At 40.6% G+C, this 17,653-nt stretch carries 18 protein-coding genes; 10 read left to right on the top strand and 8 right to left on the bottom strand.

All coding sequences use genetic code 11. The features are described from left to right. Window positions 1-173 precede the first annotated feature (173 nt). Window positions 174-1,157, bottom strand: coding sequence for an L-lactate dehydrogenase (locus tag ODU39_RS07685; protein WP_398580194.1), 984 nt, complete (start codon window positions 1,155-1,157; stop codon window positions 174-176). A 188-nt stretch (window positions 1,158-1,345) separates the two neighbouring features. On the opposite strand from ODU39_RS07685, the gene gyrA reads away from it, so the two are divergent. The 3 genes from gyrA to radC all read left to right on the top strand — a co-directional run bounded on the left by gyrA (window position 1,346) and on the right by radC (window position 5,340). Next, window positions 1,346-3,790: a DNA gyrase subunit A gene (gene gyrA / locus ODU39_RS07680; RefSeq protein WP_398580193.1), complete on the top strand. Its 2,445-nt coding sequence runs from the start codon at window positions 1,346-1,348 to the stop codon at window positions 3,788-3,790. A gap of 6 nt (window positions 3,791-3,796) precedes the next feature. Further along, a complete protein-coding gene (locus ODU39_RS07675) occupies window positions 3,797-4,546 on the top strand; it encodes a class A sortase (protein ID WP_002935254.1) in 750 nt (249 codons plus the stop codon). 113 nt (window positions 4,547-4,659) lie between these two features. Beyond that, window positions 4,660-5,340: a DNA repair protein RadC gene (radC, locus tag ODU39_RS07670; protein WP_398580192.1), complete on the top strand. Its 681-nt coding sequence runs from the start codon at window positions 4,660-4,662 to the stop codon at window positions 5,338-5,340. On the opposite strand, the gene ODU39_RS07665 is transcribed toward radC, so the two are convergent. The 7 genes from ODU39_RS07665 to ODU39_RS07635 form a co-directional block, all read right to left on the bottom strand. Next, the gene (locus ODU39_RS07665; RefSeq protein WP_398580191.1) at window positions 5,337-6,029 is read right to left on the bottom strand and encodes a gamma-glutamyl-gamma-aminobutyrate hydrolase family protein; all 693 of its coding nucleotides are present in this window, start codon (window positions 6,027-6,029) and stop codon (window positions 5,337-5,339) included. The two genes, radC and ODU39_RS07665, sit on opposite strands and share 4 nt — an antisense overlap. 3 nt (window positions 6,030-6,032) lie before the next feature. Beyond that, complete coding sequence (locus ODU39_RS07660; RefSeq protein ID WP_002935251.1) at window positions 6,033-6,671, bottom strand: redox-sensing transcriptional repressor Rex; 639 nt, start codon at window positions 6,669-6,671, stop codon at window positions 6,033-6,035. A 134-nt stretch (window positions 6,672-6,805) separates the two neighbouring features. Then, complete coding sequence (locus ODU39_RS07655; protein WP_024378702.1) at window positions 6,806-7,009, bottom strand: DUF4649 family protein; 204 nt, start codon at window positions 7,007-7,009, stop codon at window positions 6,806-6,808. 1 nt (window position 7,010) lies between these two features. Next, on the bottom strand, window positions 7,011-7,355 hold the full coding sequence (locus tag ODU39_RS07650; RefSeq protein ID WP_024402190.1) for a DUF1831 domain-containing protein: 345 nt from the start codon (window positions 7,353-7,355) through the stop codon (window positions 7,011-7,013). A 1-nt stretch (window position 7,356) separates the two neighbouring features. Then, window positions 7,357-8,472 (bottom strand): cysteine desulfurase family protein, encoded by a 1,116-nt coding sequence (locus ODU39_RS07645; protein ID WP_398580190.1) that lies wholly within the window; start codon window positions 8,470-8,472, stop codon window positions 7,357-7,359. Window positions 8,473-8,483: 11 nt separating this feature from the next. Beyond that, window positions 8,484-9,461, bottom strand: a complete 978-nt coding sequence (locus ODU39_RS07640) for a ribose-phosphate diphosphokinase (protein ID WP_012775438.1) — start codon at window positions 9,459-9,461, stop codon at window positions 8,484-8,486. Between the two features lie 144 nt (window positions 9,462-9,605). Beyond that, complete coding sequence (locus ODU39_RS07635; RefSeq protein ID WP_398580189.1) at window positions 9,606-10,172, bottom strand: CYTH domain-containing protein; 567 nt, start codon at window positions 10,170-10,172, stop codon at window positions 9,606-9,608. Window positions 10,173-10,258: 86 nt separating this feature from the next. On the opposite strand from ODU39_RS07635, the gene ODU39_RS07630 reads away from it, so the two are divergent. Genes ODU39_RS07630 through ODU39_RS07600 form a run of 7 tightly spaced genes read left to right on the top strand, consistent with a single transcriptional unit; the run spans window position 10,259 to window position 17,460 of the window. Then, window positions 10,259-10,930, top strand: coding sequence for a GTP pyrophosphokinase family protein (locus ODU39_RS07630; RefSeq protein WP_398580188.1), 672 nt, complete (start codon window positions 10,259-10,261; stop codon window positions 10,928-10,930). Next, complete coding sequence (locus tag ODU39_RS07625) at window positions 10,914-11,732, top strand: NAD kinase (protein WP_002935241.1); 819 nt, start codon at window positions 10,914-10,916, stop codon at window positions 11,730-11,732. Before ODU39_RS07630 ends, ODU39_RS07625 begins: the two co-directional genes overlap by 17 nt. Next, complete coding sequence (locus ODU39_RS07620) at window positions 11,732-12,625, top strand: RluA family pseudouridine synthase (RefSeq protein ID WP_012027041.1); 894 nt, start codon at window positions 11,732-11,734, stop codon at window positions 12,623-12,625. The genes ODU39_RS07625 and ODU39_RS07620 overlap by 1 nt, the downstream gene beginning before the upstream one ends. A gap of 17 nt (window positions 12,626-12,642) precedes the next feature. Continuing rightward, the gene (pta, locus tag ODU39_RS07615; RefSeq protein ID WP_002935239.1) at window positions 12,643-13,617 is read left to right on the top strand and encodes a phosphate acetyltransferase; all 975 of its coding nucleotides are present in this window, start codon (window positions 12,643-12,645) and stop codon (window positions 13,615-13,617) included. A 1-nt stretch (window position 13,618) separates the two neighbouring features. Next, the gene (locus tag ODU39_RS07610) at window positions 13,619-15,355 is read left to right on the top strand and encodes an ABC transporter ATP-binding protein (RefSeq protein ID WP_398580187.1); all 1,737 of its coding nucleotides are present in this window, start codon (window positions 13,619-13,621) and stop codon (window positions 15,353-15,355) included. Further along, a complete protein-coding gene (locus tag ODU39_RS07605; RefSeq protein WP_398580186.1) occupies window positions 15,342-17,084 on the top strand; it encodes an ABC transporter ATP-binding protein in 1,743 nt (580 codons plus the stop codon). The genes ODU39_RS07610 and ODU39_RS07605 overlap by 14 nt, the downstream gene beginning before the upstream one ends. Continuing rightward, window positions 17,068-17,460 (top strand): PaaI family thioesterase, encoded by a 393-nt coding sequence (locus ODU39_RS07600; RefSeq protein ID WP_029743826.1) that lies wholly within the window; start codon window positions 17,068-17,070, stop codon window positions 17,458-17,460. The genes ODU39_RS07605 and ODU39_RS07600 overlap by 17 nt, the downstream gene beginning before the upstream one ends. Window positions 17,461-17,653: the final 193 nt, after the last annotated feature.

Below are 17,653 nucleotides of genomic sequence, written 5' to 3'. Positions count from 1 at the left end.
TTTATCTAACCTGAACAATTAGATTATATCAGGAAAAAGAAATGGAAGCTCAAAGCCTTGTCAGCCACCAGCATAGCTGGTGGTTTTCTTGTTTTTCTCTACGAGAAAAACTGGCTCGAAGCCATAAGTAAAAAAGGCGAGCTATTGCTCACCTTTTTTACTATTTTATATAATTAGTTTTTTACACCAGCTGCAATTTCTGGGTTTGCGAAAGCATTATCGATGATGTCTTTCAATTGTTTAGCAGATGCTTGCATTTTTTGCAATTCAGCTTCGCTCAATGGGATATTGACTGGACGAACGATACCGTGGGCACCGATGATAGCAGGTTGACCGATGAAGACATCTTCAACACCTTCGTATTGGCCAGCTTGGTAAACTGACAATGGAAGTACTGCATTTTCATCATCAAAGATTGCTTTAGTGATACGTGCAAGTGCAACACCGATACCGTAGTAAGTTGCGCCTTTTTTGTTGATGATTGAGTAGGCTGCATCACGAACAGATACAAACAAGTCAACAAGACCTTGCTCATCAATATCGCGGTTATCTTGTAACCAGTCGTACAATTTCACACCAGCAACGTTGGCATGTGACCAAACTGCAAATTCTGAGTCACCGTGCTCACCCATGATGTAAGCGTGAACTGAACGTGCGTCGATACCGATTTTCTCAGCCAATGCTTGACGGAAACGAGCTGAGTCAAGAGAAGTACCAGAACCGATAACACGCTCTTTAGGGAAACCAGAGAATTTCCAAGTTGAGTAAGTCAATACGTCAACAGGGTTAGCAGCAACAAGGAAGATACCGTTGAAACCAGAGTTAACGATTTCTGTAACGATTTGTTGGTTGATACGAAGGTTTTTCTCTACCAATTCAAGGCGAGTTTCACCTGGTTTTTGTGGCAAACCAGCTGTCAATACAACCAAGTCTGCGTCATGAGCATCTGAATACTCAGCAGAGTAGATTTTTTTAGGGAATGTGAAGGCCAATGCGTGGCTCAAGTCTTCTGCATCACCTTGAGTACGTTCTTTGTTGATATCGATGATACCCAATTCTTGACCAATCCCTTGGTTAACAAGAGCATAAGCATAAGCAGAACCTACGGCACCGTCACCGACAAGGATTACTTTTTTGTGTTGTTTAGTTGCAGTCATTGCTAAACATCTCCTTAGTTTTATTTGGGGATGACTTCATCCCGACCATAATACATTCTAGCATGTTTTAAGCTTTTTGTCACTTGTGAAAGCGCCTTTGAAAATGTTTACATGCTAGTTTCCAACAAAGAAATTTATTCGCCAATATGGTATAATAGAAGCACAATGACTGTTGAAAGAGGCATATAATGCAAGATAAAAATTTAGTAACGGTTAATCTGACCAATGAGATGAAATCATCCTTCATCGACTATGCGATGAGTGTTATCGTTTCACGTGCTCTGCCTGATGTACGTGATGGTCTGAAGCCGGTTCATCGCCGTATTTTGTATGGGATGAATGAATTAGGAAGTACACCGGATAAACCACATAAAAAATCAGCCCGTATCACAGGGGATGTTATGGGTAAATACCACCCGCATGGAGATAGTGCGATTTACGAAGCAATGGTTCGTATGGCACAATGGTGGAGCTACCGTCACATGTTAGTTGATGGTCACGGAAACTTTGGTTCCATGGATGGCGACGGAGCAGCCGCTCAGCGTTATACAGAAGCACGCATGAGCAAGATTGCGCTTGAAATGCTTCGTGATATTAACAAGAACACGGTAAATTTTGCGGATAACTATGACGCGAGTGAACGTGAGCCTGAGGTTTTACCTGCTCGTTTCCCTAACCTTCTGGTTAACGGAACGACTGGTATCGCCGTTGGTATGGCTACCAACATTCCTCCACACAACTTGGGTGAGACTATCGAGGCAGTTAAGCTGGTTATGGACAATCCCGAGGTAACAACACGTGAGATTATGGAAGTCTTGCCTGGACCAGATTTTCCGACAGGTGCCTTGGTTATGGGGAAATCTGGAATTCACCGTGCTTATGAAACTGGTAAAGGTTCAATAGTTCTTCGTTCCCGCACAGAAATTGAAGAATATGGAAATGGTCGTGAACGCATTGTTGTTACAGAGTTTCCATACATGGTCAATAAGTCCAAGGTTCAAGAACATATTGTCAAATTAGTCCAAGAAAAACGTATTGAAGGAATCACTGCTGTTCGAGACGAATCCAACCGTGAGGGTGTACGATTTGTTATCGAAGTTCGTCGTGATGCTTCTGCTAACGTTATTTTGAATAACCTATTTAAGCAAACCCAGCTTCAAACCAACTTTAGTTTCAACATGTTGGCCATCCAAAATGGTGTACCGAAAATCCTTTCTGTACGTCAGATTCTAGAGTCTTATATTGAACACCAAAAAGAAGTAGTCACTCGCCGTACACGATTTGATAAAGAAAAGGCTGAGGCGCGTGCTCATATCTTAGAAGGCTTGCTGATTGCTCTTGACCATATTGATGAGGTCATTCGCATTATCCGTAATTCAGAAACTGATGCTATTGCTCAAGCTGAATTGATGGAGAAATTTGACCTTTCTGAACGTCAGAGTCAGGCCATTCTTGATATGCGTCTTCGTCGTTTGACAGGTTTGGAACGCGACAAGATTCAATCAGAATATGATGAGTTAGTGGCATTGATTGCAGATTTGGCTGATATTCTAGCTAAGCCTGAGCGTGTTGTTCAGATTATTAAAGACGAATTAGAAGAAGTCAAACGTAAGTATGCTGACCCACGCCGTACAGAATTGATGGTTGGTGAAGTTCTTTCCCTTGAAGATGAGGACTTGATTGAAGAAACTGATGTTTTAATCACTTTGTCAAACCAAGGCTACATCAAGCGTTTGGCACAGGATGAGTTTCAAGCTCAGAAGCGTGGAGGACGTGGGGTTCAAGGAACTGGCGTCAAGGATGATGATTTTGTACGAGAATTAGTCTCTACAAGCACTCATGATCGCTTGCTCTTCTTCACTAACAAGGGACGTGTTTACCGTCTCAAAGGCTATGAAATCCCAGAATATGGTCGTACTGCAAAGGGACTTCCAGTAGTCAATTTGCTTAAATTGGAAGAAAACGAGGCAATTCAAACCATTATCAATGTAACTAAGGACCAGGAGGCAGATAGTTATCTCTTCTTTGCAACTCGCCAAGGTGTTGTAAAACGGACTAGTGTGTCAGAATTTGCCAATATTCGCCAGAGCGGTCTGAAAGCTTTGAATTTGAAAGAAGACGATGAACTCATCAATGTTTTCTTAACAAATGGTCAAGCAGACATTATTATGGGGACTAAGTTCGGTTATTCTGTACGTTTCACTGAAACAGATGTTCGTAATATGGGCCGTACAGCAACAGGTGTTCGTGGTATCAATTTACGCGAGGGAGACCAGTTAGTTGGCGCTACTATGATTTCTGATGACCAAGAAGTACTCGTATTGACGGAAAAAGGTTTTGGTAAACGTACACCAGCCAGTGAGTATCCAACCAAAGGTCGTGGTGGTAAGGGTATCAAGACTCTTAAAGTTGCTGATAAGAATGGCTCTCTAGCAGGTTTGACAACGGTATCTGGTGATGAAGATATTATGGTTATTACCGATACTGGCGTGATTATTCGTACAAGTGTTGCGAATATCTCTCAAACTGGTCGTTCAACCATGGGGGTAAAAGTGATGCGCTTGAATGATGAAGCGAAAATCATGACCTTTGCCTTGGTAGATGCTGCCGAAATTAAAGAAGAAAAGGAATAAATAATCATGTCAAAACGTGAAAAAAAGAAGAAGCGTAAAGGTTCTTTTTGGCGCAATTTTTTAACAGTTGTATTGATACTGATTTCCTTGGCATTGATATTTAATACCTCTATCCGTAATTTTATTATCGGCTGGAATACGAATAAATACCAGATTAGCAATGTTACGACAGAGGATATCGAAAAGAATAAACAGGCTGAGACAACATTTGATTTCGAACAGGTTCAGTCTATTTCTACAGAGGCTATTTTAGCAGCTCAGTGGGATGCACAACGCTTACCTGTAATTGGTGGAATTGCGGTTCCCGAGCTTGGTATCAACCTTCCTATTTTTAAAGGGGTCTTCAATACTTCGCTCATGTATGGAGCTGGTACCATGAAGGAAAACCAAGAGATGGGGAAAGGAAATTATGCGTTGGCCAGCCACCATATTTTTGGTGTAACTGGTGCGGCAGATGTTCTCTTTTCACCGCTTGATCGTGCTAAAAACGGCATGAAAATCTATATTACTGACAAGACCAATGTTTACACCTACGTTATTGATAGTGTGGAAATTGTTTCGCCTGAAAGTGTCTATGTCATTGATGATGTAGAAGGACGTACAGAAGTTACGTTAGTGACATGTACGGACTATTATGCTACGCAACGTATTGTTGTAAAAGGAGTTCTTGAATCAACCACTCCATATAATGAAACGGCAAAAGACATCTTAGATTCCTTCAATAAGAGTTATAATCAGTATGATTATGGACAATAAAACATCTATATATTAAGAATAAAGAAGTGGTATAAAACTGAGGAGAGATTCTTTGGTTTTATATGGCTTCTTTTTTTGCAAGATTTTACGAATAGATAGGTGAGGAGGAAATTATGTATCAAATTGAATGTAAAGAAGAGGCCATTCTACCTAGAGAACGTTTAGTAGAAGTTGGAGCTGAGCGTCTCAGTAATCAGGAATTACTAGCAATTTTTATTAGAACTGGGACAAAAAAAGAACCTGTTTCTATTCTCTCTAATAAATTATTGAATCGTTTGGAGAGTTTAGCGGCTCTAAGAGAACTATCAATTGAAGAATTGCAAAGTTTGACTGGAATTGGGCGCGTCAAGGCGATTGAAATTAAGGCTATGATTGAACTTGGAAAGCGTATCAATCAATCAGAGCTACTCTTAAATGAGAGAATTTTGGGAAGTGAGAAGTTGGGACGTAAGATGATTCATGAAATCGGGCATAAGAAGCAGGAGCATCTAGTTGCACTTTATCTCAATACACAGAACCAGATTATCAGTCAAAAAACGATTTTTATTGGGAGTGTTAATCGTAGCATTGCAGAACCACGTGAAATTTTGCATTACGCAGTAAAATGTATGGCAACATCGATTATCATCGTTCACAACCACCCGTCGGGTTCAGTACAACCGAGTAGGAATGATTTGCTATTTACGGAGAATTTAAAAGAGTCCTGCGAAAAGCTAGGACTGGTATTATTAGATCATTTAATTGTTGGAAATAAGGATTACTATTCTTTTAGAGAAGAAAGTGAGTTATTTTAAAGTTTATTGACAATATAGTGGAAGAGGTCTTTTTCAATCTCACGTTTACCGTAGAGTAGTTCAGGATGCCATTGAACCCCTAAAAATTTAGTTGGGTAAGCTGAATGAACTGCTTCAATAATCTGTTGATTATCCGATAGTGCAATGATTTCTAAGTCAGGTGCTAAGTCTTTGATAGCCTGGCGGTGAAATGAGTTTACACTCGGATCGGACTTATATATGTCGTAAAGTGGACTATTTTGAGTCAGTTGAATCGTTTGACTGACTTCTTGTCCGTCTATGTCTTGCCAATGTTCAGAAATTGATTGATGAAGGCTACCCGCTTGAGCTACATTGTAGAGCTGTAGACCTCGGCAGATACCGAAGATAGGTTTCTGATTTTCTTGGGCAGCCCTTATGAGGGCTAATTCAAACTCGTCACGCTTTGGTAGATAATTATTGCTGTCAATAGTCCTTTCTTCGTGATAGTAACTTGGCTGGACATTTTGTCCTCCTGTTAGGATGAGTTTATCAATAAGATGGATATAATATTTTGCCAAATCAGGCTCTGTAACAGGAAGGATGAGTGGGAGTCCGCCAGCATCTTCAATAGCTTGTACGAGGCAAGTCTGGGTATAAGAAAGCAGGGGTTCTGTATGATCCCCTGTTTTATATTCATTTCCAGAAATACCAATAACTGGTTTTTTCATTGCTTATCCTTTTCGCATAAAGTAGAGTAGTGTCTGTAATTCACTAGTCAAATCAACATACTGAACAACGACATCTTTTGGGACAGACAAGTTAACTGGTGAAAAGCTCAGAATCCCTTTAACACCAGCTTCAACAAGAATATCGGTCACTTCTTGTGCCTTGACGCTGGGTACCGTTAGAATGGCTGTCTGAGAGTTTGCTTCGCTGATACGTTCCTTGATTTCTGAGATTGCATGGATTGGGATATTTTCATCTGTCGTTCCAACAGCTGGATTATCATCTGCCTCAAAAGCCATGACTATTTTCATTTTATTTCGTTCGTGGAAGCGATAGTGTAGCAAGGCCCGCCCCATATTCCCGACTCCAACAAGCATAACATTGGTGATGGAGGTATCATTTAGAATATCCGCAAAGAAATCCATCAACTCTTTGACATTGTAGCCAAAGCCACGACGACCAAGCTCTCCAAAATAGGAAAAATCTCGGCGGACGGTAGCCGAATCAATTCCGATAGCTTCAGCAATTTCTTTTGAACTAGCTTTTTCAATATTTCCTGCATAGAAACGTTTAAAAATGCGATAGTAGAGGGATAGACGTTTGGCAGTTGCGCGTGGAATATCAGATTTTTTATCGTTTTTCACTTTAGACTCCTTTATTTCGATAGAATACGCTTTATTGATTATTTATATATTAAACAGTTCTTTATTCTATTCTAGTCCAAGTTTGTGAAAAAATCAACAGATTGATTTTAAAAAAAGATTAAACAGGAAACTGCCTAATCTAGTGTTTGTAAATAGCGATAGAGATCCCCAATTGTCCCTTTGTAATCCAGAGCTTGTCCGTCTTGTGTAATGCTGGTAACTGGATAATAGTCTGGGAGGGTTAAGCAACCGGAAAAAGCCAGAATGGCTGCATCTTTATTCTCAAATGTTTGGATACGTTCTTGCTTGTAAGCGTCAAGATAGTGAATTTCAATCATACTAACCCTCTTTTGTAAAGATGTCACGGTCAATCAAGCTATCCATGAGGAAATAGAATTTTTCTTGAATAACCTTATTACTTTCTGGCTTAAAAATGTTTACCAGATGAAGACCAGACTTGTCGGTAATGTTAATTTTAAAACCAGTTAGGTCTTGATTGATAATAATTTTCAAGAGGAATCCTTGGTTTGAATTTGGAATTTCTTCCAGAAGACGTGTAAGCTGATAGTGACCTGCTTTGCTTTGTTCAAAGGTGTTATCACGGAGTGTATATTTTTTGATAGCAGGGCTAATGTGATAAGTAAAATTACAATCTTTTAAGGTAACTGATTGTTGGAATGCCATTTTAACCTCCAAATATTTTCTTTAGTTCGATGATAAGAGTATCTATCTCTTCTTTTGTATTGATTTCAGATAGGCTGATACGAATGGATTCTTTCAGACGAAGGGAGTCTTTTCCATACATAGCTTCTAAAACATGGCTATTTTGGACAACACCTGCCGTACATGCAGAACCACTAGAAACAGCGATACCTGCCAAATCTAGTTGCATGAGTAGTTGTTCATTAAGTTTACCAGGAAAACCGATATTAAGGACATGAGGGAGATGAGGTCCAGCCTGATTGAGATAATAGTCTAAGCCAGACAATCCCTCGATAATATGTTGTCGCAGTTCACTGACATGCTTATGATGCGTATCTAAGGACTCATATTGTTCTGTTAGGGCAGTCGCCATAGCAGCAATAGCAGGGAGATTCTCAGTACCTGCTCGATGTTGCTGTTCCTGCTTTCCGCCGTGGATCAAGGAATCAAATTTATGAACGTTACTATACAGGAATCCCATCCCCTTTGGACCATGGAATTTATGGGCAGAGGCTGCGAGGAAGTCAATTCCGTAGTCAGAGGGAGCAATTGCAATTTTTCCAATTGCTTGGACAGCATCTACATGAAAGACGGCCTGATGATCGGCTAGGAGCTCTCCAATTTCCTTGATGGGAAGTAGCTGACCGGTCTCATTGTTAGCAAACATGACGCTGACTAAAATAGTATCTGGTCGAAGGGCATCCTGAATTTGTTGAGCGGTGATTACTTGATCGACTGGTTGGATATAGGTTACCTCGAACCCAAACCGCTCCTCTAGATATTGCATGGTATGGAGGACAGCATGGTGTTCGATAGCCGTAGTAATCAGGTGTTTTCCTTTGGATTGATGTGCAAGTGCATAGCCTTGAATAGCTAAAGTATCAGCTTCGGAGCCTCCAGATGTGAAAATAATTTGTTCAGGAGAGGCGGAGAGAATTTGAGCGATCTCTTGACGACTTTGTCTAAGATATTGATTGGCTTTCCGACCGCTTTGATGGATACTGGAGGGGTTTCCATAATTTTCTTGAGCCACTTCCATCATCCGTTGGAGTGCAGTAGGAGATAGAGCAGTGGTCGCTGCATTATCTAAATAAATCAAAGAGTTTACTCCTAGTTTTCTTTTTCAGGACTAGTAAATTTGAAAAGTGGGCTGAGTGGCTGATGTTCTTGGATGCGGTGGATGGCATCTGCAATCAAGTCACTAGCTGTTAGGAAGGCGATATTTTTAGGATGCTGTTCTTTGCTTGCAACAGAATCGGTAACTAATATTTCTTTAATTGGTGCTTCATCTAAGAGTTGGGCTGCAGTTCCTGCAAAGAGACCATGGCTGGCAACTGCATAAATTTCAGTAGCACCACCTTCTTGGACAATTTTTGAAGCTTGTGAGAAAGTGCGACCAGTATTGAGAATATCGTCCACCAAAATAGCTTTTTTACCAGCAACATCACCAATAATATAGCCTTCAGAACGTTCAGAATCATCTTGAGCGTAGTCGATAATCGCAATCGGTGCATTTAGAAATTCAGCGATATTACGTGCGCGTTTGATACCAGAATTTTTAGGACTCACAATGACGACATCTTCTCCGCAGAGTCCTTTTTCCATGTAGTAGGCTGCAAAAAGTGGTTCTGTAAGGAGATTGTCTACTGGAATATCAAAGAAACCTTGAATTTGTGAAGCGTGCAAATCAAGAGTCAATACACGGTCGACACCAGCTTTAACCAGCATATTTGCAACTAATTTAGCTGTAATTGGTTCGCGTGGAGAAGCGGTACGGTCTTGACGAGCATAGCCGAAATAAGGGATGACCGCTGTAATGGTGTTGGCACTAGCACGTTTACAAGCATCGATCATAATCAATAATTCCCACAAGTGATTATTGACCGGATAGCTTGTTGATTGGATAATGTAGACGTCTACGCCACGTACAGATTCTTCAATGTTAATTTGAATCTCACCATCCGAAAACTGACGAGAAGACAGTTTTCCAAGAGGAATTCCAGCAGAATCAGCAATTTTTTCAGCAATATCACGGTTGCTATTGAGTGAGAATAATTTAATGTTATGTTCACCGAGTGGTTGTACCATTTTAAAGTAACTCCTTTTACACACTGAGCTTTTATGATGACATAAAAGTATTTTTTACAATAGATAGTTCTATTCTATCAAAAAAATGAAAAATTTTCAGTAGTGAAACTAAAAAATCAACCTTATTTGGCTGATTTTTTATAGTTATTTCATGTAGGTAGCTGTTCGTGCAACCTTACTACTAGCATATTTGAATTGAATTGATTTCTTCTTAAGGAATTCATCAAAAAGAATCTTCCCTGCATCTGCATCGGTCACTTCGACTTCTAATTCATAATCTTTTTGTCCCACATAATCATTTTCATCGAGGGCCATAAGGCCTATAGATGTCTGTTTCTCATAGCGTTTTGTCGTGAGGCTTCCCCAGACAGCAAGTTTATCAAGTGGAATCTCTGTTGTAGAAATAATGTCAGAAATTTGTCCTGCTGGTAGTTGAAAATTTTCCAGTAAATGATAAGCAGTTTGGATGTCTAGAACTTGGTTATATTCTTGATTTCCGACTTCTTGTGGAATTTTTAAGGTTAGTTCTGCTGAGTCTTCAAATGTACGAATACGGAGTGAAAAGCGGTGATTCTTCATATCTAGGTCTGGGGTATCAATGTAGTGGTTTGTTTGAAGAATTGGGCTCACATCTGAAAAGTCAGTAAGCAGGCGTTTGTATTCGGATTTGGTCAATAAGGTTTTATACTCAATTTCAAGGTGGTTTTTCATGCAGTAAACCCTTTCAATGTGTTATAATAGATTAGTCTTTGTGTTATTCTAATACAATTTAAAAGTTTTGACAAGAAAGGGGCCGTATGGACTTTAACTGGGAAGAATTTTTAGACCCCTATATTCAGACAGTTGGTGAATTGAAAATCAAACTGCGGGGGATTCGCAAGCAGTATCGCAAGGCTAATCGGCATTCTCCAATTGAGTTTGTCACAGGACGGGTAAAACCGATTGAATCCATTAAAGAAAAAATGATCCTGCGACATATCAAATTGGAAAATCTTGCTCAAGATATGCAAGATATTGCCGGTCTTCGGATTATGGTTCAATTTGTGGACGACATTGAAGAAGTATTAGCTATTTTGCGGAAACGCAAGGATATGCAAATTGTGCATGAACGGGATTACATCAACAATATGAAAGCCTCTGGCTACCGTTCATATCATGTGGTGATTGAGTATCCTGTGGATACTATAAATGGCAACGAGACGGTTCTGGCAGAAATCCAGATTCGAACCCTTTCCATGAATTTCTGGGCTACAATTGAACATTCTCTGAATTATAAATATAAGGGGAATTTTCCAGAAGAAATCAAGAAACGCTTGGAAGTTACAGCAAAAATTGCCTATGAATTAGATGAGGAGATGCGAAAAATCCGCAACGACATTCAAGAAGCGCAGGCCTTATTTGATCCTGCCTATCGCAAACTGAATGACGGTGTGGGCAACAGTGATGATACAGATGAAGAATACAGGTAGAAAAAAAATCGCTCTGCTCGCTAGTCGAAATCCTAAGAGCGAAGCGGTGTCCAAAGAATTATGGACAAAGTTAAAAGAAGCAAATTTTATTTTGACTCCTAAAAATCCAGATATTGTCATTTCTATCGGTGGAGATGGGATGCTTTTATCTGCTTTTCACAAATATGAAAAGTTGATTGATCGTGTACGTTTTGTAGGAATTCACACGGGTCATTTGGGGTTTTATACAGATTATCGCGATTTTGAAGTGGACAAGCTGATTGAAAATCTTAAGCTTGATACAGGTGCTAGAGTATCGTATCCGATTTTAAATGTTAAGGTCAAGATGACAGATGGCCGCATTGTCGAGGCGCGTGCCTTAAATGAGGCGACAGTAAAACGTCTTTCTAAGACCATGGTCGCAGATATTATTATTAACAATGTGCCCTTCGAACGCTTTAGAGGGGATGGGATTTCGGTTTCAACGCCGACAGGTTCAACAGCTTATAACAAGTCATTAGGTGGTGCTGTTTTACATCCAACAATCGAGGCATTGCAGATTGCAGAAGTGGCAAGTTTGAACAATCGTGTTTACCGCACCTTGGGTTCATCCGTTGTTGTCCCTAAAAAAGACAAGATTGTGATTGAACCAAAGCATAGTGACCGTTACTCGATTGCGGTGGACAATAAGACTTTTGTCTATGATAGTATTGAAAGTATAGAGTATCAGATAGACAATAGTAAGATTCATTTTGTTGCAACACCGAGCCATACTAGTTTTTGGAATCGGGTTAAGGACGCCTTTATTGGAGAGGTGGAGTAATGCGGTTTGAATTCATTGCTGACCAGCATACGAAAATAAAGACTTTCCTTAAAAAACACGGTGTCTCTAAAGGCCTATTAGCAAAGATTAAGTATACCGGCGGCAATATCTGGGTCAACGATATTGAGCAAAATGCAACTTACTTGCTTGATATTGGAGATAGGGTTACAATTGACATACCTGCTGAAGAGGATTTGACTGGTAGTTTGAAGCCGATTTTCTTTCCGTTGGATATTGTCTATGAAGATGATCATTTTCTGGCGATAAATAAGCCGGTTGGCTACGCCTCCATTCCTTCTGCCTTGCATTCATCCACAATCGCAAATTTTGTAAAAGGTTATCTTATTGAGCAGAATTATGAGAATAAGCAGGTTCATATTGTGACTCGTCTGGATAGGGATACATCAGGCGTCATGCTGTTTGCCAAGCACGGCTATGCCCACGCACGACTCGATAAGCAGTTACAGGCCAAGCTTATTCATAAACGTTATTATGCTTTGGTGAAGGGGAATGGGCAGTTAGAAGAGACAGGGGATATTATTGCCCCTATCGGTCGTCCAGAAGATAGCATCATTACCCGTTGTGTGACAAAGAATGGAAAATATGCTCATACTTCCTATCGTGTTGTACAATCTTGGGGAGATATTCATTTAGTAGATATTCAACTACATACTGGGCGGACTCATCAGATTCGTGTTCATTTTTCTCACATTGGATTTCCATTGTTAGGAGATGATATGTATGGTGGAAGTTTGGAATGTGGGATAGAACGTCAAGCCTTACATTGTCATAATTTAGCCTTCGACAATCCTTTTTCAGCCGAAAGGATTGATTTGGAAGCACCGCTTCCTGAGGATTTTCAGGCTGTTATCAATCAGTTAATAAGTAAATAAATTTAAGGAGTTTGTTCATGAAAATTTTTGAGCAATTAGCTACAAAGCTAGAGGGTAAAAAAGTACGTATCGTATTGCCAGAAGGTGAAGAACCACGTATCTTGCAAGCGACAAAACGTTTGGTAAATGAGTCGGATGTAGTACCCGTCTTGCTTGGAAACCCAGATCGTATTAAGATTTACCTTGACATTGAAGGGATTACAGAAGGTTTTGAAATTATTGACCCAGCTCATTATGATAGATATGATGAGATGGTAGCTGCTTTGGTAGAGCGCCGTAAAGGTAAGGTATCAGAAGAGCAGGCACATGAGTTGTTGAAAGATGTTAACTACTTTGGTGTTATGTTGGTATATATGGGCGTAGTAGAAGGTATGGTATCTGGTGCGATTCATTCAACCGCTTCAACAGTTCGTCCAGCTCTTCAAATCATTAAAACAGAGCCAGGTGTATCGAAAACATCAGGTGCCTTCTTGATGGTAAAAGGTGAAGAGCGTTATATTTTTGGTGACTGTGCTATCAACATTGATCCAGATGCTCAAACCTTGGCAGAAATCGCTATCAACTCAGCACGTACTGCTAAAATGTTTGGTATTGATCCCAAAGTAGCGATGCTCAGCTATTCTACAAAAGGCTCTGGTGCTGGTCCTAAAGTAGATAAGGTTGTTGAAGCTACAAAAATTGCTCAAAAATTGCGTCCTGAGTTGGATTTGGACGGTGAATTGCAATTTGATGCTGCCTTTGTTCCTACCACAGGTAAATTAAAAGCCCCAGGTTCGAGTGTTGCTGGTCAAGCGACTGTATTTATCTTCCCAGGTATCTCAGCTGGTAATATTGGTTACAAAATTGCTGAACGTATGGGTGGATTCGCGGCTGTCGGTCCGGTTTTACAAGGGTTGAACCAACCAGTAAATGACTTGTCTCGTGGTTGTAACCCAGACGATGTTTATAATTTGACCTTGATTACTGCGGTTCAGGCTTTGGAGCACCGTTAATATGAAATTTTTATCACGATATTTTAAGGACTATATTAAGGAATCCATATTAGGTCCAGTTTTCAAACTATTGGAAGCTTGTTTTGAGCTTTTGGTACCATTAATTATCGCCTATATCGTTGATACAATTATTCCAAATGGCAGCCAGGGAAACCTGGTTGCTATGCTTTTATTGCTAGTTGGACTCGCTTGTATTGGAATTATTGTCTCGATAACAGCGCAATATTTTTCAGCCAAAGCAGCAGTCGGAGTGACAAAAGAGCTGACGAATGACTTGTATCAGAAGGTTCTTTCCCTTCCCAAGTCTAGCCGAGATATTCTTTCCTCATCCAGCTTGCTGACACGATTGACCAGCGACACTTTACAAATTCAAACGGGTATTAATACTTTTCTTCGTTTGTTTTTACGTGCTCCAATTGTCGTATTTGGGTCGCTCATCATGGCATTCTATATTAGCCCAAGTCTATCTGCCTATTTTCTAGGAATGATTATCCTATTGATTTTTATAGTGACAGTCATTTCTGTTATGACCAGCCGTATTTATCAATCGATGCGAAAAGAATTAGATGGTTTGGTGGGGCAGGTACGTGAGACAGTGACTGGTTGGCGAGTGATTCGTGCATTTGGACAAAGAGAGCGGGAAATTAAGGCTTTTCAAGGCATAAATCAGATTTATAAGAAGCAACAGCTGCAGGCAGGTTTTTGGTCTAGTCTTTTATCACCATTGACATTTTTAGTGGTCAACGGCACCTTACTCATTCTCATCTGGCAGGGAAATATAGCCCTTTCACACAATTTGTTGGAACAGGGGATGTTGGTCGCTCTTATCAACTACCTTTTACAAATTTTAGTAGAATTGGTCAAGATGATTATGGTCGTGTCTACTCTCAACCAGACCTATATTTCAGCGCAACGTATTCAAGAGGTTTTTGAGCAAACATCTGAGGATGTAGAGTCTAGTTTGCCAAAAGTGGTTAGTGAGGATAAGGAGATCATCTTTTCTGTGCGCCATCTTTCCTTTTCTTATCCAAAATCTGCTGAGGAGTCCCTGTCTGACATTGCTTTTGACTTACGTAAGGGACAGTTTATGGGAATTATCGGGGGAACTGGGTCAGGTAAGTCCACCCTAGTAGATTTATTGCAGGCACTCTATTCAGTGCCAACAAATCAGCTCTCTCTCTTCATTGACGGAAAAAGTCCTAAGAATTTAAAAGAATGGCGGCAGCGAATTGCTATCGTTCCGCAACAGGCTCAGCTTTTTGCTGGAACTATTCGTTCTAATCTATCTTTAGGATTGGAAGAAGTATCTGATAGTGACCTATGGTCTGCATTAGAAATTGCACAGGCTAAATCTTTCATAGAGGACAAGGGTGGTTTGGATAGCCCTGTCGAAGCCTTTGGGAAGAATTTTTCTGGTGGACAGCGTCAACGTTTGACCATTGCACGCGCTATTTTACAGAAAGCACCGATTTTAATCTTGGATGATGCAACATCTGCTCTGGATTATTTGACGGAGAATCGGTTATTAGTGGCTATTCGCCAGGAATTACCAGGTCAGAACTTAATCATGGTGTCACAAAGAACCAATAGTTTACGGACGGCTGATCAGATTTTAGTCTTGGATCGAGGGCGTCAAGTGGGACTTGGCTGTCATGAAGACTTGCTGAGAAGATCTGCCATTTACCATGAAATCGATCAATCACAACATAGGGAGGAGGACAGCCATGAAACAATCTAGTTTTAAGGAACTGGTCAGATTGGTTTTAGGCCAACCCTTTCGAACGTCCTTGATGTTGGTGGGAACTTTGGTGCAGGTGCTTCTGACAGTCTATCTACCTATCTTGATTGGTCAGGCAGTCGATGCAGTATTGATAGCGGATGGTCAGGTCTTGCTAGGGATAATTGGCAAAATGGTGATGGTTATCTTGCTTAATACGCTGGTGCAATGGTATCTCCCACTAGTAACCAATCGCTTGGTTTATGGAATGGTGGCCGACTTGCGTGAACAGGTTTATGTTAAGCTGAATCAGATGCCCCTATCTTATCTGGATCGTCATTCAGTTGGTGATTTGGTGGCTCGTTTTTCAAGTGATAGTGAGCAATTAACAAATGGTCTCTTGATGATTTTCAATCAATTTTTCATTGGTATCTTGACCATTTTCCTAACCATTTTCACTATGGCTAGGCTTGACTTGACGATGATGTTGCTGGTTGTGGCATTAACTCCAGTTTCTCTGCTTGTGGCACGCTATATCGCTAAGAAATCCTATGGTTATTATAGACAACAGACTCAGGCACGTGGGAAGCAATCTCAGCATTTGGAAGAGTCCATCAGTCAACTGACCTTGATCCAATCTTTCAATGCTCAAGAGCAATTTACGCAAGGTTTTCAAGTTGTGAATGAACAGTATGCGACCTATTCCCAACAGGCTATCTTTGCCTCTTCAACGGTCAATCCAAGTACGCGGTTTATCAATGCTATTATTTATGCCTTACTTGCAGGACTTGGCGCGCTGGGAATTATGGCAGGAAATTTTACAGTGGGGGCACTGACAACTTTTCTCAATTATGCCAGTCAGTACAGCAAGCCTTTTAATGATATTTCCTCGGTCCTATCGGAATTGCAGAGCGCCTTAGCTTGTGCAGACAGGCTGTTTGCTATCTTGGCTCTAGATAGCATTGACGATCAGGCTGAGCGGAAAATTGATTCAGAGGAGTTGAAGGGAGCTATTTCCTTTGACAATGTGTCTTTCTCATACAACGCTGACCGTTCTCTGATTGAACATCTGGATCTTGCTGTCAAAGCTGGCCAAAAGGTAGCCATTGTTGGACCTACTGGTGCTGGTAAATCAACCATGATTAACCTGCTTATGCGTTTTTACGATGTAACGGCTGGTCAAATTACTTTAGATGGGGTTCCGATTAGCCAGTACAGTCGTGAGGATCTTCGCAGACAGATTGGGATGGTTTTACAGGAGACATGGATCAAATCTGGTACCATTCATGATAATATTGCCTATGGCTATCCAAATGCCACGCGGGAATTGGTCATTGAGGCGGCTAAAGCGGCTAATGCAGACTTCTTTATTCGTCAGCTTCCGCAGGGGTACGATACGCTTTTAGCAGATGGAGGTGAAGCCTTATCCCAGGGACAACGTCAGCTTTTGTCTATTGCGCGTGTCTTTGTTAAAATACCTAAAATCCTAATTTTAGATGAGGCGACTTCCTCTATTGATACACGGACAGAAATTTTAGTACAGGAAGCATTTGCCAAATTGATGGAAGGACGGACCAGCTTTATTATTGCTCATCGCCTATCAACCATTCAATCAGCTGACTTGATTTTGGTCATGGTGGACGGAAAAATTGTTGAACAAGGGAATCATGAAGCATTGATGGCTGAACAAGGCGTTTATTATCAAATGCAAACAAGTCAGCAGACAGAGGAGGATGAAAGTGTTAGATAAATTAAACTTACAACCGATTACGGTTTTAGATGACTATCAAGCTACAATGCTCAATGAGAAAGAGGTGCTACTGACTACTAAGGTGACGGAAAAATCTCTCAATCCATACGGCATAGCACATGGAGGCTTTCTTTTCACATTGGCAGATTCAGTTGCAGGTCTGACAACGGTAGCAAGGGGGGCCTATTCTGTCACCCTACAGTCCAATATCCATTATATGAAGGCGGCAAAACTTGGTGATACCTTATCAGTAATAGGTTCTTGCACACATGATGGAAGCAGGACAAAGGTCGTCGAAGTTAAGATAGAAAACCAAGATAAACAGCTACTTGCTTCAGCAAGCTTTACCATGTTTGTAACAGGTAAAGTAGAATAAAATTCTTCGAACATCAAAAACAGACAGTCTTGGCTAGATTCAGAGAAACAAATTCATTCGCTCAATCTCCAACCTCCAAAGTTTCCCCAAACCTTTGTAGAGACGAACTTCGTTCGCTCTATTTCCAACCTCCAAAGGTTCCCCAAACCTTTGGAGCTAGTTTGATTTTGATTATAAACGATATAAGGGAGTT

The organism is Streptococcus sp. 2021WUSS126, from assembly GCF_044427255.1.
Lineage (GTDB): Bacteria > Bacillota > Bacilli > Lactobacillales > Streptococcaceae > Streptococcus > Streptococcus hashimotonensis.
This window is presented reverse-complemented; position numbering and strand designations above follow the sequence as displayed.

Excerpts from the sequence above, each read along its gene's own strand:
- radC (WP_398580192.1), top strand. The coding sequence starts at position 4,660 with ATGTATCAAATTGAATGTAAAGAAGAGGCCATTCTACCTAGAGAACGT.
- ODU39_RS07600 (WP_029743826.1), top strand. The coding sequence starts at position 17,068 with ATGAAAGTGTTAGATAAATTAAACTTACAACCGATTACGGTTTTAGAT.
- ODU39_RS07610 (WP_398580187.1), top strand. The coding sequence starts at position 13,619 with ATGAAATTTTTATCACGATATTTTAAGGACTATATTAAGGAATCCATA.
- gyrA (WP_398580193.1), top strand. The coding sequence starts at position 1,346 with ATGCAAGATAAAAATTTAGTAACGGTTAATCTGACCAATGAGATGAAA.
- ODU39_RS07685 (WP_398580194.1), bottom strand. The coding sequence starts at position 1,157 with ATGACTGCAACTAAACAACACAAAAAAGTAATCCTTGTCGGTGACGGT.
- ODU39_RS07650 (WP_024402190.1), bottom strand. The coding sequence starts at position 7,355 with ATGGCATTCCAACAATCAGTTACCTTAAAAGATTGTAATTTTACTTAT.
- ODU39_RS07665 (WP_398580191.1), bottom strand. The coding sequence starts at position 6,029 with ATGAAAAAACCAGTTATTGGTATTTCTGGAAATGAATATAAAACAGGG.
- ODU39_RS07625 (WP_002935241.1), top strand. The coding sequence starts at position 10,914 with ATGAAGAATACAGGTAGAAAAAAAATCGCTCTGCTCGCTAGTCGAAAT.
- ODU39_RS07630 (WP_398580188.1), top strand. The coding sequence starts at position 10,259 with ATGGACTTTAACTGGGAAGAATTTTTAGACCCCTATATTCAGACAGTT.
- ODU39_RS07675 (WP_002935254.1), top strand. The coding sequence starts at position 3,797 with ATGTCAAAACGTGAAAAAAAGAAGAAGCGTAAAGGTTCTTTTTGGCGC.
- ODU39_RS07605 (WP_398580186.1), top strand. The coding sequence starts at position 15,342 with ATGAAACAATCTAGTTTTAAGGAACTGGTCAGATTGGTTTTAGGCCAA.
- ODU39_RS07640 (WP_012775438.1), bottom strand. The coding sequence starts at position 9,461 with ATGGTACAACCACTCGGTGAACATAACATTAAATTATTCTCACTCAAT.
- pta (WP_002935239.1), top strand. The coding sequence starts at position 12,643 with ATGAAAATTTTTGAGCAATTAGCTACAAAGCTAGAGGGTAAAAAAGTA.
- ODU39_RS07635 (WP_398580189.1), bottom strand. The coding sequence starts at position 10,172 with ATGAAAAACCACCTTGAAATTGAGTATAAAACCTTATTGACCAAATCC.
- ODU39_RS07655 (WP_024378702.1), bottom strand. The coding sequence starts at position 7,009 with ATGATTGAAATTCACTATCTTGACGCTTACAAGCAAGAACGTATCCAA.
- ODU39_RS07620 (WP_012027041.1), top strand. The coding sequence starts at position 11,732 with ATGCGGTTTGAATTCATTGCTGACCAGCATACGAAAATAAAGACTTTC.